At 44.8% G+C, this 16065-nt stretch carries 17 protein-coding genes and 1 tRNA gene; 5 read left to right on the top strand and 13 right to left on the bottom strand.

Translation table 11 applies throughout. The annotated features are described in order from the left end of the window. The first annotated feature begins 71 nt into the window (after positions 1 to 71). Entirely contained in the window at positions 72 to 866 is a 795-nt protein-coding gene (locus H515_RS0110895) for a thymidylate synthase (protein WP_025875559.1), read from the top strand. 164 nt (positions 867 to 1030) lie between these two features. After that, positions 1031 to 1525 (top strand): dihydrofolate reductase, encoded by a 495-nt coding sequence (locus H515_RS0110890; RefSeq protein ID WP_028901946.1) that lies wholly within the window; start codon positions 1031 to 1033, stop codon positions 1523 to 1525. 258 nt (positions 1526 to 1783) lie between these two features. Here the strand turns inward: H515_RS0110890 and H515_RS0110885 are convergent, their stop codons facing one another. The 12 genes from H515_RS0110885 to H515_RS0110830 form a co-directional block, all read right to left on the bottom strand. After that, entirely contained in the window at positions 1784 to 2530 is a 747-nt protein-coding gene (locus tag H515_RS0110885; protein ID WP_025875561.1) for a peptidylprolyl isomerase, read from the bottom strand. Positions 2531 to 3043: 513 nt separating this feature from the next. Further along, positions 3044 to 3538, bottom strand: coding sequence for an Lrp/AsnC family transcriptional regulator (locus H515_RS0110880; RefSeq protein ID WP_025875562.1), 495 nt, complete (start codon positions 3536 to 3538; stop codon positions 3044 to 3046). 92 nt (positions 3539 to 3630) lie between these two features. After that, the gene (locus tag H515_RS0110875) at positions 3631 to 4104 is read right to left on the bottom strand and encodes an ExbD/TolR family protein (protein WP_025875563.1); all 474 of its coding nucleotides are present in this window, start codon (positions 4102 to 4104) and stop codon (positions 3631 to 3633) included. Next, entirely contained in the window at positions 4101 to 4622 is a 522-nt protein-coding gene (locus tag H515_RS0110870) for an ExbD/TolR family protein (RefSeq protein WP_036890605.1), read from the bottom strand. The genes H515_RS0110875 and H515_RS0110870 overlap by 4 nt, the downstream gene beginning before the upstream one ends. Beyond that, positions 4622 to 5140: a hypothetical protein gene (locus H515_RS0110865; protein ID WP_025875565.1), complete on the bottom strand. Its 519-nt coding sequence runs from the start codon at positions 5138 to 5140 to the stop codon at positions 4622 to 4624. The genes H515_RS0110870 and H515_RS0110865 overlap by 1 nt, the downstream gene beginning before the upstream one ends. A gap of 3 nt (positions 5141 to 5143) precedes the next feature. Next, the gene (locus H515_RS0110860; RefSeq protein ID WP_028901945.1) at positions 5144 to 5980 is read right to left on the bottom strand and encodes a MotA/TolQ/ExbB proton channel family protein; all 837 of its coding nucleotides are present in this window, start codon (positions 5978 to 5980) and stop codon (positions 5144 to 5146) included. Positions 5981 to 6012: 32 nt separating this feature from the next. Continuing rightward, positions 6013 to 6100, bottom strand: a tRNA-Ser gene (locus H515_RS0110855). Positions 6101 to 6193: 93 nt separating this feature from the next. Further along, positions 6194 to 7456 (bottom strand): acyloxyacyl hydrolase, encoded by a 1263-nt coding sequence (locus H515_RS0110850; RefSeq protein ID WP_025875566.1) that lies wholly within the window; start codon positions 7454 to 7456, stop codon positions 6194 to 6196. A gap of 49 nt (positions 7457 to 7505) precedes the next feature. Continuing rightward, complete coding sequence (locus tag H515_RS0110845) at positions 7506 to 8279, bottom strand: TatD family hydrolase (RefSeq protein ID WP_025875567.1); 774 nt, start codon at positions 8277 to 8279, stop codon at positions 7506 to 7508. Positions 8280 to 8345: 66 nt separating this feature from the next. Continuing rightward, positions 8346 to 9044 carry a hypothetical protein gene (locus tag H515_RS0110840; RefSeq protein ID WP_028901943.1) on the bottom strand — a complete coding sequence of 233 codons (699 nt, stop codon included), beginning with the start codon at positions 9042 to 9044 and terminating at the stop codon, positions 8346 to 8348. A 40-nt stretch (positions 9045 to 9084) separates the two neighbouring features. After that, entirely contained in the window at positions 9085 to 10059 is a 975-nt protein-coding gene (locus tag H515_RS0110835; RefSeq protein ID WP_025875569.1) for a polyprenyl synthetase family protein, read from the bottom strand. A gap of 112 nt (positions 10060 to 10171) precedes the next feature. Next, a complete protein-coding gene (locus H515_RS0110830; RefSeq protein WP_025875570.1) occupies positions 10172 to 10966 on the bottom strand; it encodes an energy transducer TonB in 795 nt (264 codons plus the stop codon). Positions 10967 to 11124: 158 nt separating this feature from the next. Between H515_RS0110830 and porQ the strand changes: the two genes are divergently transcribed. Next, positions 11125 to 12069 (top strand): type IX secretion system protein PorQ, encoded by a 945-nt coding sequence (porQ, locus tag H515_RS0110825; RefSeq protein ID WP_025875571.1) that lies wholly within the window; start codon positions 11125 to 11127, stop codon positions 12067 to 12069. A 153-nt stretch (positions 12070 to 12222) separates the two neighbouring features. Next, positions 12223 to 12915: a (d)CMP kinase gene (cmk, locus tag H515_RS0110820; protein ID WP_025875572.1), complete on the top strand. Its 693-nt coding sequence runs from the start codon at positions 12223 to 12225 to the stop codon at positions 12913 to 12915. Between the two features lie 275 nt (positions 12916 to 13190). Here cmk and H515_RS0110815 read toward each other — a convergent pair whose 3' ends face one another. Next, positions 13191 to 15179 carry an OPT family oligopeptide transporter gene (locus H515_RS0110815; protein WP_028901942.1) on the bottom strand — a complete coding sequence of 663 codons (1989 nt, stop codon included), beginning with the start codon at positions 15177 to 15179 and terminating at the stop codon, positions 13191 to 13193. 155 nt (positions 15180 to 15334) lie between these two features. On the opposite strand from H515_RS0110815, the gene tsaA reads away from it, so the two are divergent. Then, positions 15335 to 16012, top strand: a complete 678-nt coding sequence (gene tsaA, locus H515_RS0110810; protein WP_028901941.1) for a tRNA (N6-threonylcarbamoyladenosine(37)-N6)-methyltransferase TrmO — start codon at positions 15335 to 15337, stop codon at positions 16010 to 16012. Positions 16013 to 16065 lie beyond the last annotated feature (53 nt).

Raw genomic sequence — 16065 nt, 5'->3', positions numbered from 1 at the left:
GATGGAAGAATGACGAAAGACTGCACCCCACTCTACTTGTTGAATGAACCCTTTAACTTAAAACAAAGAATATGAAACAATACCTTGACCTCCTCAACCGCATCATTACTGAAGGCGTTCAAAAAGACGACCGTACGGGAACGGGAACGCTTTCAGTTTTCGGTAATCAAATGCGTTTCGATCTGAAGGATGGTTTCCCTTTACTGACGACTAAGAAACTCCATTTGCGCAGCATCATTTATGAGTTACTTTGGTTCTTGAAAGGCGACACCAATGTTAAATACCTACAGGATAATGGTGTAAGTATTTGGAATGAATGGGCTGACGGAAACGGCGACCTTGGCCCGGTTTACGGTCATCAATGGCGTTCGTGGCCCAACTATAAAGGTGGCACTATCGACCAAATTCAAAATGTTGTGGATACCATTAAAAACAACCCAAACTCCAGACGCATGCTGGTAACGGCATGGAATCCGTCGGAAGTTGATGAGATGGCGCTTCCTCCTTGCCATTGTCTGTTCCAATTCTATGTTGCCAACGGCAAATTGTCTCTACAACTCTACCAACGTTCTGCAGATACTTTCTTGGGAGTGCCGTTCAACATTGCGTCATATGCGCTTCTACTGCAAATGATGGCACAGGTGACAGGCTTAGAAGCAGGGGAGTTTATCCACACGACGGGCGACACCCATCTATACCTGAACCATCTTGACCAAGCAAAACTACAGCTCACACGCCAACCGCGACCACTACCCAAGATGCTGATCAATCCCAATGTGAAGAGTATTTTTGACTTTAAATACGAGGACTTTCAACTGACAGATTATAATCCACACCCCCATATCTCAGCTGAAGTCGCCGTATAAAAGGGCTTAGCTTGTGTCTCACTCATCAATCGAGGCGCATCAGAAACGCAGCAATCAATATTCTTCCATCAATGTTCCACGCTATCAATCAAGAACATTATAAATTATAAAGTCTGAACCCTGATACAAAATCACCATCAGAAGGAATCACAAATCTAAACATTATGCAAATCAACATCATAGCAGCAGTAGCCAAGAACCGTGCGATCGGTTATCAGAACGATATGGTCTATTACATCAAGGCGGATCTCCGCCGATTCAAAGAGCTGACAACTGGACATACAGTCATTATGGGACGTCGCACATTCGACTCGCTACCCAAAGGCGCACTGCCCAACAGACGCAACATTGTGCTGAGCAGAACCTTCCAGGACTTTCCTGGATGCGACGTTTACGTTTCACTTGAGGAAGCCATGAAGCATATCGGGGCAGACGAACAGGCATTTATCATTGGAGGAGCGAGTGTTTACAAAGAAGGGCTGACAATTGCCGACCGCTTGTTTCTCACAGAAATTGATGCCATTCCAAAGCATGCTGACGTATTTTTCCCTGAATTCGACAACAGTACATGGGAAATAGAAAAAAAGGAAGAACACTCCAAAACCGAAAAGAGTCCAGCGTTCGCCTTCGTTGACTACATTAGAAAGAAAGACAAATAAACAATCTTAAGTTATTCCTTATTAAACCAATTTCATCAGCATAACTTCAATGAGGCCCTTGCTTATCCAAGGGCCTCACTCTGAATGGATTTTACTAACGACAATCCATAACCTCCCAACATATTCTTATATAGGGCTTGTTATTTCTCCTATACATTAGAAAAAGGAAAAGAGATACCCCAGACAATCTCCAGTGGATCCAGTCTCGTTTTCGGCATTGAACTCTTGGAAGTGGAATAGAGTGTTTCGCCCAATGTTTTATTCTGGCAGAATTTCCACATTCATGATTATATCCTCCAAAGGACGATCGGCACGATCGGTAGCAGTATTCTGTATTTTCTCAACAACGTCAAAACCGCTCTCCACTTCGCCGAATACCGTGTATTGGCCATCCAAGAATGGTGTTCCTCCAACAGAAGTATAGGCTTCTTTCTGCTCATCAGTAAATTTTGGAAGACCAATTTCTTTGCATTTAGCCTTCGTTTCTTCTATCAGTCGTTCCTGGAGAGCTTGCAATCCTACACGGTTACGATTGCGACGGAGCGTCATAATCTCTTCGTGGCATTCTTTGGCAATTTCGTTGAACACTCTCTGCTCCAACTGCATGGCCATCTGTCGTTCCATCTGCTTCAGCTCCTGTTCCTTATAGGTTTTCCCCCATACAATATAAAACTGACTACCACTACTCTCACGCTGAGGATTCACCTCGTCGCCTGTGCGTGCAGCACTCAGAGCACCCCTTTTATGGAAAAGCTTCGGATATACAAACTCCGCTGGAATTGTATAGTTAGGACCGCCAGTGCCGAGTGTTTTACCTTTTGGCGCATTCTTACTGTCAGGATCGCCACCCTGAATCATGAAGTCCTTGATGACACGATGAAAAATGGTTCCGTCAAAATAATTCTTGGCTGCAAGATGGAGGAAATTATCACGGTGTCTTGGGGTCTCGTCGTAAAGGCGCACAGTGATGTCGCCAGCAGTCGTCTTGATTTTTATTCTTGCCATACTTTTTTCGTGCAAAGGTAGCAAAAAAGAAACAAAAGGTGACCTTTTGAAGCCTAAAACCTCACCTATCGCATCACAAACGCTAACCTTTTGCAAACCATAAAATAATCAACTGATTGACTGATAGTTGCAGAAATAATCTTGTAGCATTGAACCAGCATTAACCGTTTATCAAATATGCGTTAATCTTTTATTTAACAAGCATTAATCATTGATTGAGCCCCAATCAGTTCATTTGGGCCTGTACTATTTCATTTGATTGCCGAGCAGCTTGTTAGTCGTTGATTGAAGACGTAGCGGGCTACGGTGAGAGAAAACGGTAGCAAAAGTTGCCGACAAGCGAACGAAATCAGTCAGGAAGCCATATCGTAATCATCTAATTGTAAACGCGCTGTCGAATGACCGACCGAGGTTCAATTCGATGTTGGAAATAGCAGAGATACTTGAGAAAACAATACACCCTGAAACTTCATTACGAAACTTCAGGGTGTTATTATTCATATCAATTCTTTCTTATTCCTCATCCCCAATCGAGTCGTCCGTGGGGAAATTACCAACGGGAAGTGGGCGGTCAATTACTGCATTGTACGAAATAAGGCTGACACTTCTCGACAGACCGAGTGCCTGCAACTTATCATGGATAATTGTCAACAGATGGTGGTTGTTGTAAGCATAAAGTTTGATAAACAAGTCGTATTCACCTGTTGTATAATGACATTCCACTATTTCTGGAATCTTCTTCAACGCCTCTACCACATCATCGAAGTTTTCAGGATTCTTCAGGTTCAATCCCATGTAAGCACAAGTTTCATAACCTATTTTTTCAGGGTCAATAACGAACTGAGAACCTTTTAGAATTCCGAGATTTGTCAGTTTTTGGATTCTCTGATGAATAGCCGCACCACTTACATTGCATTCGCGGGCTACTTCCAAAAAAGGAATACGTGCGTCGTCAGCTATAAGACGCAAAATTTTCTTATCAAGTTGATCTAAACTTCTATGTGCCATATTTTTTTAGTTTGCTGCAAAGTTACGAAAAAGGTTTTAAAACACCAATAGTTTTTCCAAAATTTCTTATGAATTATAAGGGGATTATGTAACTATTCTTCTATTTTATTCTCAAATACCGCAGCATAATTGACATTTAACACATTTATTTCTCTTAAAGCTTGCTTAATATCAATCATCACTCCCATGGGAGTTCCTTTATCGCATCGTATGCTTACATTCATCTGCCGCTTATCAACATCGCTCATGCTCTTACGTTCCTTGACAAGATATGACTTGATATCAGCAAGTTGCACTATCTTATCGTTCAACTGAATGCTTGTGGTGTCGGCCTCAACCTCACCTATCCCGTTGACAGGCTTCCCGATATAGATATAAGAGGTGGCTGTTTTTTTTACCAGTCGTGTCAATTCGGTGCCAGTGGGTATTTGGTACTTCACCTTTACTGTTACTTTTCGCATCTGAGTAACCAGCATGAAGAAAAAAAGAATGGTGAAAATGAGATCGGGCAACGATGCGGTGTTCAGTGCGGGTATCTCATGCCGTTTGCGTCGATAGAGGTTCATTTTGCCGTCCCTTTCCCTTCCAATTCGTAAACTTCAGAAATTCTCTGTGGAATGTCCTTGCTGATTTGGGCTTGCTGCTCTTTATCGCACAACTCGTAAGGTTTTCCAAACAATTCTTCGGAATGCTGATTGCGAACGGCATTGTAGGCGCCAACTATCTCGTTCTGAACTTTAAAGTAGGTGTCATAGGAGGCTTTGCGACTTGTGCCCAATTGGATGATGTGGTTTTTCCCTTTATTTTCAATGAAATGCTTAATGACGGGTCTCAGTTTACCAATCAGTATTGGTTGTTCATTGACTTTCACCTTATTGTCTGATGCAATGTAGATTTTCATCACCAAATTGGAATTGACTTGTGTAGGCGTCTGCTGCTTTTCGATGGGTGGTAGTTGACGGGAAACACCTTTATCGACATCCATGGAAGTGGTTACAAGAAAGAGAATCAACAGCATGAATGAAATATCTGCCGTTGACGATGTATTCAAGCCTGGGACTGTCCTTCTTTCGTGATGGAACATTATACCTCCTTATGTCTCTTTCTATAATAACGCGTGGCACCAAAGGAAACAACACCTATAGCCACCAAAACCAGTATGAGCGAAGAGTTGATGAGCATATCGGCCACACGCAACCAGAACTTATTGTTGAAAGCGATGCCATTGATCATCATTTCTTGCGTCGAACCCAAGATAAAAGTTGTCAGAAGACTCACCAGTGTAAACCCAAACACGGCTATCGACAGTCTGCGGACAGGAATCCCATTGACAATGCTTTCGCTCGCAGATGTTGATTTTACGGTTTTTACTATTGAAAGAACCGTAACAACGACGGCTGCAATGAACAATGCGCACATGCCAATGATGAGAACATCGGTCAAAAGCGGTGCGTTGAAAGATGGGTTTTCTGCAAACGGAAGGTTGAAGCCTATCAGATAAAACGCAATGAACACCATTGCCACGATAGAGATCAGGGCATAGAGCACTCTCTGCGAGATACGCTCCTCGTCTAACTTCTTGTTTGTATCTGATTTGCCCATATTCTAATTTGTGAGCTTATACTTCATGATGGAGTCGAGCAAAGAGATGGCCGACTCTTCCATCTGAGCCGTGAGATGTTCTATCTTGGAAAGAATATAATTATAGAACACTTGCAGCACCAAAGCCACGATGATACCGAAAATTGTGGTAATCAAAGCAACCTTCATACCTGATGCGACGATTGTAGGACTGATGTCCCCAGCCATCTGAATCTGATCAAAGGCCATCACCATGCCTATCACCGTGCCGAGAAAACCCAACGATGGCGCCATGGCTATGAACAAAGTGACCCACGAGCAGCCTTTCTCCAAATTCGCACTCTGAACATTGCCGTATGAATTGATGCTGCGCTCAATATCCTCAATAGAGCTATCTATTCGCAATAGTCCCTGATAACAAATCGAAGCAACAGGACCACGGGTGTTTCGGCTCAGCTCTTTCGCCCCCTCTATATCGCGCTGTTGAATCTTCTCTTCGATTTTGCCCATGAACCGCTTAGCATCAATCTCGGAAAGACTCAAATAGATGATTCGCTCAATACAGAACGCAAGTCCCAGCACCAAGGCCAATGCCACCAATGACATGAATCCAGCGTTTCCCTCAATAAACTTCTTCTTCAAAGACTGATGCAACCCCATTTCCGCTTGTCCAGCCGCGGCTGGCTTTACATCATCAAGCGAGACTCCGCTCTCAGTCAAAGCCTCATCGGTCAATGTATCATCAACCAACGATACATTCCCTTTTTTACTATTATCTGCCACATCTTGGGCTATAGCAGAAGTGGAGAAAAATAAAGTAATGAGAGCTATCATTGCAAGAAATGCAATCAATTTCTTCATATCGGTAACCTGTTTGGTTTCTATAACAAATGCGGAAAGAGGGGGATTCGAACCCCCGAACCGCTTTAGACGGTTACACGCTTTCCAGGCGTGCCTCTTCAACCACTCGAGCACCTTTCCTTCTGTACGTGGGTGCAAAATTATTCAATTTAAACGGATTAACGGCATAAAACCATGAAAATAATCTTTGCTGACTGTTGGCTTTAGTTTTCTTTAACTTCTAACATTGTACAGCTTTATCGGATAGGTAACTATCACTTCCGTCAAGTCGGCCTTGGTTTCATGAGCCTTGACGCTTATGCCGACTTTCAATCCGTGCAGAGATGGGAAAGAATAATGAACGCCTATCTTTTCATAGAAAATCGATTCATTATGTCTGGCATTTTCACCCATTTGCCTATACAAATAAAAACCGAAGGCCATCGCCAATGACAAGTTATGATAGAAAACCTCGTGCTTTCCGGCAACACCAACCGACCATGGGCTGTGTTTCTCCTCTATTCCCCTCTGCTCATCCAAATCTTTGATGTGCGACGCATAAGTCCCATAGAAGCATTCAATTCCGATTCCTGAAGCCCAACGTCGTGCATATCGGTACATTAAATCTGCTTGCAAGGAATACGCAGGGTAAATTCTGAAATGCTCGGTTCGATAATCAGGCTCAGTAGATGGCGTATTGAACTGGGTCAGAAGCCAATCCTCAAGCAATGTCTTAGCGCCCATGCCGGCAGCAACGTTGAGATACCAGTATTTCTTGAAAGGGAGCGACTGAAAGCTATGCCTTTTATTTACCAAGGTTTTGTAATAAGGATAATAAACCAATCCAATAGATGGGCCAATGCTGTTGGAACCTTTGTTAGGGCGATACAAGGCGCCATTGCTATGATGCACAAACTCAAATCCCGCACGCAGTCCCCAACTGGTGGCAAAGTGATAGGTCTGATAAACACCTGCGCCAAAATAGATAAGAACAGGCGTACCTATAAGTTCATTGTCAATAGCGTCATACTTATTGTACCATTTGCGATTGAATCCTATCCCACCGCTTAATGAATAGGATGTTTCCCAATGCCAGCTGCGATGCAAAGCTCGGTAAAAGCTGCCAAACAGGGAGAGAGTATTGCCCAAATGGGAATCGTAATCCACTTCCTCAGCCAGCCCCCATGTGGGGTCTTGCCTACGATGCATGCGCACAGCCCCATTCATTGTGTAGCGTAATCCAATGGCCAACGTAGGATATCCAAAATCATTAGCGAAAGAATCGCTGTCAGAAGGAAGGGCGGTGTGGAGCAACTCCAATGCGATGGAGCCGTTGTTGCCTGCTTTCATCCACTTACGCTGATATTTATCCAATGCGACCACCTTACTGGGCATGCCTGAAAGTGATACACCCCAATGGTACAAGGTGTCGGCTGGTGAGGCAAAAGCTACCAAACCAACAGTGAGAAGAAAAAAAGACAATATAACTCTCTGCATAAAAATCAACAAAGTGGAAATTAACTTTGCTCAATCGACCCTCATAAGGCTAATTGAATCCAAAAATTCTCTTTACATTGGCAGTTGTAACGGTGGCAACCTCATCCTCGGAAACGCACTTTGTCTCCGCAATCTTTGCCATTATATACACCAAAAACGCACTTTCATTACGCTGTCCCCGCATGGGAACAGGGGCCATATAAGGCGCATCGGTCTCCAAGACGATGCGGTTTAAAGGTACGCTCTTCAGCGTTTCGGGTAAATTTGACTTTTTAAAGGTCAGCACTCCACCAATTCCGAGCACGAAGTTATCAAACGAAAGCAACTCCTCTGCCTCCTTTTCGTTACCAGTAAAGCAGTGAAAAACACCTCCCGGCAAATCTTTCTGATACCTTCGAAGAATGTGCACCATCTCGTTCTGGGCCTTCCGACAGTGAATCATCAACGGAAGGTGTGTCTCAACTGACCACTTCACCTGCTCTTCGAAAGCCATGAGTTGTTCTTTCTCGAACTCCCGACTCCAATAAAAGTCCAATCCCACCTCGCCTATTGCGATATAGTCCTTGCTCTCATCCAAAAGTTTCCTCATTTCCTGTAGTATTTCCGCATAATCGGCCCTTACTTCCTCAGGATGAAGGCCCAACATAGGGTACGCATAACTCGGATACTTGCGACATACGTCGGCGATTGTGCTAACAGACTTCATGTCTATGGCTGGAATGAACACCTTCGACACACCAGCTGTCCTGGCTCTCTCAATGACAGCGGGCAGATCATCCTTAAATTCCTCACCATCAAGGTGTATATGGGTATCTATTATCATGTTTCAGCTATTGGTTCATCGTTCTAAATCTTCCTTTTTTGAAAGGACACACTGGATAATCAGCGCCTAATAGATTCGCTCCTCGTGCCGCCTATAGTAATAAACGACACCAAACTTTCTACATTCATCAAACCGTTGTTCAGGTGGCAAGTCTGCAAAATGAGCTTCAATGGCATTCCACAGCTCCAACAACAACTCATCAATCTCTGGGCGCAACTTGGAAATGTCCTGATTTGCTCTGTTTGTTCGTTGTTGCAATTTCCTCTGTGCGCTATATGCCTCACGGTAGATATCAAAATGAGTAGAAACCATGCCGATAGAAGGATTATAGATGGGACGCCCCCCCTTCTTTTGCCGTGCCTTTTCACCTTCGATTACGATGGGGCCCCACTTCAACAGTCCATCCGTTGTTTTAAGATTGGGTAAGGCTGTTGTTTTCTCGTCCAATCCATACAGAGGCAACTGGCTACGTTTAATTTCCCCACGCTCGGCCGACATGAGCAACACTTGGAGGAAATGACTTAGATACATGGAGGCCCTATGCTGCAATCCGTCCATTTTCCTGGCATTTCGAACTTGCGATGACATCGAAATCTTGTACTGTTCGGTAGCGGTGAGCAATCTATCGTGCAACGGTTGTGCCCGATTCAGCAACTTCCAGTCTATAAACCTGTTGCGGACGGTGTATATTTCATTGTTCTCAAGCAACGTTTTCAATGCCTTCAATCTGGCTGAATCGGTTTTTGGCAAGCGTCTATAGGGCATATTGGACTCCGATTTATATTTTTTTCACCATTTCTCTGTACTACTTCTGTCTTTTCATCATCATTGCCGCATAGGCTTTCAGTTCTGACTTCCGTTCTTCTGGCAGAGAGATGGCTGCAAGATATTTCTTGCTTTGCTCATAGTAATAGTCCATTTTTTTCTTTGCCAACTGGCCAATCCCCATTTCATTATAGAGCTTTGTCACAGCGGTAATTTTCTCCTCGGCATCAAAATCAGTCTTTCCGATCCATGATTCCAATTCAGCACGTTGCTTATCGTTGGCTTGATTGAAAGCGGTTATCAGCATATAAGTTTTCTTATTAGAGACAATATCTCCACCTATCTTTTTCCCAAATACCTTGGAGTCACCATAGACATCGAGATAATCATCTTGTAACTGGAACGCCAGGCCTATTAACTCACCAAACTTATACAAGTTATCGGCATCGTCGGCTGAGGCATCGGCAAGGATGGCCCCCATCTTCATGGCACAAGCAAGAAGCACGCTGGTCTTCAGCCGAATCATTTCAATGTATTCATCTACTGCAACGTCGTCCCGTTTCTCAAATTCCATATCATATTGCTGTCCCTCTCCTATCTGAAGGGCTGTTTCGGTGAAGAGCTCCAATACCGCTTCCAGATGTTTGCCATCGCAATGGGCCAGTCTTTCGTAGGCCAACACCAACATGGAGTCACCCGAAAGGATGGCCTGATTGGCATCCCACTTTGTATGAACAGTAGGTTGTCCACGCCGGATGGGTGCCTCGTCCATCAAGTCGTCGTGAAGAAGTGTATAATTATGGTATGTTTCGAGTGCACAAGCTGAGGACAAAATATTATCGGGGTTCTCGTGATATAAATTATAACTGAGAAGCATAAGTACTGGACGGATGCGTTTTCCCCCCAGACCCAACACATATTGGATGGGTTGATAGAGGCTCTCTGGTGAGCGCCCATAAGCGAGGGTGTCCAAATAATTGTTTACTTTCTCAAGAAGTTCGTCAGATGTGTACATATATCTTTCTTTTTACATTGATTAGCGTAATAGAGTAAGGCTGCTCTTTTCAACTATCCCTATCTAAGAGCATTACCTCAAAGATTACCTTTGAATAGGTTAGCTTTGGAATTTAAGAGAACTGGAACACCACGGGTACTTCAATCATCGACCGACATGGTTTGTTCTTTTCTATGCCGGGCTTCCATTTTCCCATTGTCCGGACTACCCGCAACACCTCAAGGTCGAATTCAGGATTCGTCGTTTCCTTTACATTCACATCGGTCACGGTTCCATCCTTGTTCACAATGAAGGTTACATTCACAACCCCTTGTTTCTTGACCCGTTTGGCTGCATCGGGATATTTTATGTTTGTTGTCAGCCATTTCATGAATGCACTCCAGCCACCAGGTGGTGTAGGTGTTTCCGAGAGAATACGCTTGCTCACCTTATCATCATAGCGTTCCACCTGCACATCCGAATTATCATCCGTAAGTTTGTTGGTTTCCTTTTTTGCTTCCTCCTTTACCTTGCTTGGATTGGGTACGTCGGAAACCTCCTTCGTTATCACCGGAACGTCACTCAGCTGTGGCGCTGCGGTCTTTTTGTCATTCGAGTCCATGTTGCCCACCTCATGTGGCATGACTTTCTGTGGTGTTTCACTGCGCTTCAAATTGAGTTTATCCTCCATCGTAGGTTTCTCTTCGGTTTTCTTGACAGCCAAGTTTTGCTGGTCAATGGCTGGAATCATATCCTTGTCCTGCAACACCAGTTCTTTCAACGAGTCAACACGCTTATCCGAACCATCGCCATCGCTGGAATATTCCATGGCAACAAAGAAAATCGACAATGCAACGATGAGCCCGAGCACAAATCCTACCCAGCGCTTGTTCTCTAAATCTGCCTTATTTGATTTCTTTATTTCCAAAATCGAACACTAAACTTGACCTATTTAACGTTATTAGAAACGATGACGAGATGAATAACGCAGAATAAGCGTTGATGACTCATCGCATAATCAATTGACAAAATTAATAAGATATTCGGAAAAAGATGTATCTTTGCCGATAAATTAAAGTACATTAAATGAAAAAACTTGTTTTCACTCTCCTTCTGTCGGTATTGGCTACAATATCATGGGGGCAAGAGAGTCAAACAGAATACAACTTCCTCCGCCTTCCTGTAAGCGCTCATGCTGCAGCTCTTGGGGGAGAAAATATCACCATCATCGAGGACGACCCAGCACTGATGTTCTCAAATCCGGCACTTGCGGCATCGGTGAGCGACATGACCGTGGGACTAAACTACATGAACTACATGAAAGGGGCCAACTATATGGGGGCATCTTTCACAAAAGCCATCAAGGAAAAGGCTACTATTGCCGGCGGAATACAATACATGAACTACGGCAAGATGAAGGAAGTTGATGAAAACAATGTGCAGACAGGCGAATTCAGCGCCAGCGAAATTGCCATACAGGGAATATTCTCCTATGAATTGGCTCGGAACCTTGTAGGTGGTATCACGGCCAAATTCATCACCTCTTACATCGGGAATTACAATTCAATGGCCGTTGGTGTCGATTTGGGACTGAACTGGTACGAGCCTGAAACGGAATGGTCGGTATCAGCGGTCGCCAAAAATCTCGGTGGACAGGTGAAGGCCTACGAGGAGGATTTTGGCAAAATGCCCTTCGACCTTCAGCTGGGTGTCAGCAAAACGTTTGCTGCCCTGCCCGTGCGCCTATCCCTCACCCTCGTTGATCTCACTCACTATAACTACCGGTTCATCAATCATTTGAATTTAGGTGCGGAGGTGCTTCTCTCGCAAAACATTTGGATCGGAGCGGGCTACAACTTCAGAAAGGCCGAGGAGATGAAAATCGGAACGGGTGACGACGAAAGTGCACATGGAGCTGGATTCAGCATTGGAGCAGGTGTCAACCTCGAACGCTTCAGACTCAACTTGGCCTACGGAAAGTATCATGCTTCGAGCAACTCGATTATGGTGAACCTTGCCTATTCGTTCTAAGAATTCCAAGCACTTTCAACGTATCGGGATTGCCAGACAGAAAGGGATGTATTCAAAAATACACAATAACAAAAGTATAATCATCATCAACCTCCCAGTCAATGTGTAACTTGCATTTAGCTTTTTTGTAGAGACTGGGGAGCGACTTTAATCATGAAGAAAATTATAATAGCAATCGACGGCTACTCATCATGTGGCAAAAGCACCATGGCAAAAGACCTGGCACGCGAAATAGGTTATATTTACATCGACACGGGAGCAATGTACCGCTCGGTAACGCTCTACGCACTTCGCAACAACCTCTTTGACGAGGACGGAACTATCAAGCTGTCGGAATTGGAAAAGCAAATGCCCGACATCAATATCAGTTTCAAACTCAATGAGACCACAGGCAGACCGGATACTTATCTTAACAACGAGAACGTTGAGAAGGAGATACGCACCATGGAAGTGTCATCGCACGTCAGCCCTATCGCAGCTGTTCCGTTCGTGAGAGCAGCCCTCGTCTCACAACAGCAAAGGATGGGCGACGAGAAAGGTATCGTGATGGATGGACGTGACATCGGAACGGTGGTGTTCCCGCAAGCCGAACTCAAGATATTTGTCACAGCTTCGGCCGAGGTCCGTGCACAACGACGATACGATGAGTTGAAAGCAAAGGGAATGGAGGCCAACTTTGCCGACATTCTCAAGAACGTTCAGGAGCGCGACTATATTGACTCGCATCGAGAGACATCACCCTTGCGCAAGGCCGATGATGCCATTGAGCTCGACAACAGCAACATTTCCATTGCCGAACAAAAGCAATGGCTATTACAACAATACGAGAAGGTTTGCAAGGCATGACCTCTATCATAAGGTGAACTTCTTGAAGGCTGGGTTTTCGATGCCCACCGTGTTTCATCGACATCATTGGGGAAACTGTAGTTTGAGCATTTCGTTCAAGTCCCAAAGGTAAACGGTCTTGACAACAACAGGCTTTTGTCTGCAAAACATAGCTTCCTGATTTATTGGTCAATATATTTTTATCAACGAAAGGTCAGTAATCGTTCGAAGAAGAGGATGTGCCAATTTTGACACATCCTCATTTTGCTATTTATTTTATGTCTCATTAAGGCTGATTACGCCTCAATTTCTTCTTTCTTTATTCGCGTTGCAACGATAAAATAGAATATCAACGCAATGTAAGCAACAAGTGATAACATTTCCGATAGATGGTTTTGCCACCAGTTTGAGTAGTCGTAGTCGATGCCGAAGAACTTTAGCAATGCAGAAACGACACCCATCAGTGCGCCACCAGCAATGAAACCGGAAGCAATGAGCGTTCCCTTCTCGCTGCGCAGCTTGTTGAGTTGCTCGTCCTTCGTACGGGTTGTAACAAACCAATGTACAGCTCCACCAACAAACAATGGAATATTGAGCTGGATTGGGATGAACATACCCAGAGAGAATGCTAGTGCCGGAATCTTGCAACGGTCAAGAACCAAGGCCAAAAGCGCACCGATGCCATAGAGAGCCCAAGGCGCTCCTTGTCCGCTCATCAACGGTTTGATTACCGCTGCCATTGCATTTGCCTGTGGAGCTGCCAACTTACCTGAATTGAAGCCGTAGGTCTTATCGAGCACAATCATCACACCTGCAACCGTTGCGGCAGAAATAATCGTTCCGAGGAACTTCCATGTTTCTTGCTTTCTTGGTGTAGTACCCAGCCAATATCCAATCTTGAGGTCGGTAATGAAAGAGCCTGCCATTGAAAGCGCCGTACATACGACACCGCCCATCAACAGGGCTGCCAACATACCAGAGTTACCCTTCAATCCTACGGCCACCATAACAACAGAGGCGAGAATCAAAGTCATCAGCGTCATTCCCGAAACAGGGTTCGACCCCACAATGGCAATGGCATTGGCCGCTACCGTTGTGAAGAGAAAAGCTATCACGGCGACAAGGATAATACCAACAACTGCATGCAACAAATTGAAGTCCATTACACCGAAATAGAAGAAAAGGAAAGTGATAATCAGAGTTGAGATACTGCCAATGGCGATAATCTTGAAAGAAATATCGCGCTGCGTGCGAATCGCTTCTTGCTGGTCGGCACCCTTTCCCTTCATCTCGCGGGCGGCAAGACCGACGGCATCCTTGATGATACCCCATGATTTCACGATTCCTATGATACCCGACATGGCGATACCGCCAATACCGATAGAACGGGCATACGACTGATAGATTTCCTCAGCACTCATATTGCCCAGCGCTGTTGTGATGCTCGGATCCCATTGGTTGAGTACGGTATCGGGAAAGATGAGCGCCATGCCCGGAACAATCACCCACCAAATGGTTAAAGAACCGAGACAGATGATGGAAGCGTATTTAAGCCCAATGATATAACCCAATCCGAGCACCGCCGCACCAGTGTTCAACTTGAAGACGAGCTTTGCTTTATCAGCAATCGTTTCTCCAAAGCCAATCATGCGACTCGTAACGGTCTCATTCCACCAACCGAACGTGGCAACACAGAAGTCGTATAATCCTCCGACAAGTCCGGCAAGAAGCAAGGGTTTTGCCTGACTGCCGCCCTTCTCTCCGCTAACGAGCACCTGTGTGGTAGCCGTGGCCTCTGGGAATGGATATTTGCCGTGCTGGTCTTTCACGAAGTACTTGCGGAAAGGTATCAAAAAGAGGATTCCAAGAACACCTCCCAATGCTGCAGCAATGAATATTTGGAAGAAATCGGCTTGCAAATCGAGCATATAAATGGCAGGCATCACAAATATTCCACCAGCCACCACAGCTCCTGAACAAGCTCCGATACTCTGAATGATGACGTTCTCGCCCAAAGCGTTCTTGCGTTTGGTTGCCGATGACAGACCGATGGCGATAATAGCGATAGGAATTGCCGCCTCGAATACTTGCCCAACCTTTAGCCCTAAATAAGCGGCTGCAGCCGAGAACAGAACAGCCATCAAGATTCCGAACGTCACCGACCATGGACTTACTTCGGGATAAACCTTCTGTGGACTCATTACAGGCTGGTATTCCTCACCCTCTTTCAGTTCCCTGAATGCGTTTTCAGGAAGCTCTACGTTTAGTTTCTCTTTATTTTCCATATGTGTTTTACTAATAATTGTTCAGGTAAAAATCAACCGTCAGGATTTGATAATTGTCGCAAAGATAAATAAAAAATAGGAATTTGTATGTATAAAACTTAATATTTCTTCACCGAACAAATTGGTTTGTGCAGATTTTTATGTAAGTTTGTTGCATGAAAGAAATTGAACCCATAGCCTATTTTCGTTCTCCGTTCACCTCTAAATTTGGTATTCCCAGACAAAGCGGTCTGGTTCATGAGCTACGAGGCACTATCGTTTTAGAACCGAAATTCAATCGAGAAGAAGCGTTGCGCGGACTCGAAGGTTTTGATTATCTGTGGATGATTTGGGGATTCTCGGCAAACAGCTCTGAAGCATGGAAAGACGGTGATTCGCTTACGGTACGTCCGCCAAGACTTGGCGGCAACAAGCGGATAGGCGTGTTTGCCAGCCGTTCGCCCTTCCGTCCCAACGGATTGGGATTATCGTCGGTAAGGATAGTGGAAATCAAGTCTGGTGAAATCATTGTGGAAGGAGCTGATTTGATGGACGGAACACCAGTTTACGACATCAAGCCTTATCTTCCCTACGTGGATAGCCATGCCAAGGCAAGAGGAGGGTTTACCGATGGAAACGACTGGGCCACGCTCATGGTTGTGTTTCCTGACGAATTGAAGGCCCGATTCCAACCTGACGATGCGAAAGCGCTGGAAGAAGTGCTCTCACAAGGTCCGCATCCAAAGTACCAGCACGACCACAGCCGAATTTATGGGATGCCTTTTGCTGGCAAGGATGTGAAATTCAGGGTGGAAAACGACAAGTGTTGGGTGTTGGATGTTGTTGAGACGTGAATTACCCATGACGGGAAGAGCGGCACGTAAGTCATCTGCGACAATGTAACGGC

Source organism: Prevotella corporis DSM 18810 = JCM 8529 (assembly GCF_000430525.1).
GTDB lineage: Bacteria > Bacteroidota > Bacteroidia > Bacteroidales > Bacteroidaceae > Prevotella > Prevotella corporis.
The sequence above is the reverse complement of the archived record's forward strand: the minus strand, read 5'-3'. Positions and strand labels throughout refer to the sequence as shown.

Bases quoted from the DNA above. Each gene is read 5' to 3' on its own strand.
- tsaA (WP_028901941.1), top strand. From the start codon at position 15,335: ATGAAAGAAATTGAACCCATAGCCTATTTTCGTTCTCCGTTCACCTCT.
- H515_RS0110845 (WP_025875567.1), bottom strand. From the start codon at position 8,279: ATGATAATAGATACCCATATACACCTTGATGGTGAGGAATTTAAGGAT.
- H515_RS0110835 (WP_025875569.1), bottom strand. From the start codon at position 10,059: ATGTACACATCTGACGAACTTCTTGAGAAAGTAAACAATTATTTGGAC.
- H515_RS0110895 (WP_025875559.1), top strand. From the start codon at position 72: ATGAAACAATACCTTGACCTCCTCAACCGCATCATTACTGAAGGCGTT.
- H515_RS0110870 (WP_036890605.1), bottom strand. From the start codon at position 4,622: ATGTTCCATCACGAAAGAAGGACAGTCCCAGGCTTGAATACATCGTCA.
- H515_RS0110880 (WP_025875562.1), bottom strand. From the start codon at position 3,538: ATGGCACATAGAAGTTTAGATCAACTTGATAAGAAAATTTTGCGTCTT.
- H515_RS0110860 (WP_028901945.1), bottom strand. From the start codon at position 5,980: ATGAAGAAATTGATTGCATTTCTTGCAATGATAGCTCTCATTACTTTA.
- H515_RS0110815 (WP_028901942.1), bottom strand. From the start codon at position 15,179: ATGGAAAATAAAGAGAAACTAAACGTAGAGCTTCCTGAAAACGCATTC.
- H515_RS0110885 (WP_025875561.1), bottom strand. From the start codon at position 2,530: ATGGCAAGAATAAAAATCAAGACGACTGCTGGCGACATCACTGTGCGC.
- H515_RS0110850 (WP_025875566.1), bottom strand. From the start codon at position 7,456: ATGCAGAGAGTTATATTGTCTTTTTTTCTTCTCACTGTTGGTTTGGTA.
- H515_RS0110890 (WP_028901946.1), top strand. From the start codon at position 1,031: ATGCAAATCAACATCATAGCAGCAGTAGCCAAGAACCGTGCGATCGGT.
- cmk (WP_025875572.1), top strand. From the start codon at position 12,223: ATGAAGAAAATTATAATAGCAATCGACGGCTACTCATCATGTGGCAAA.
- porQ (WP_025875571.1), top strand. From the start codon at position 11,125: ATGAAAAAACTTGTTTTCACTCTCCTTCTGTCGGTATTGGCTACAATA.
- H515_RS0110865 (WP_025875565.1), bottom strand. From the start codon at position 5,140: ATGGGCAAATCAGATACAAACAAGAAGTTAGACGAGGAGCGTATCTCG.
- H515_RS0110875 (WP_025875563.1), bottom strand. From the start codon at position 4,104: ATGAACCTCTATCGACGCAAACGGCATGAGATACCCGCACTGAACACC.
- H515_RS0110840 (WP_028901943.1), bottom strand. From the start codon at position 9,044: ATGCCCTATAGACGCTTGCCAAAAACCGATTCAGCCAGATTGAAGGCA.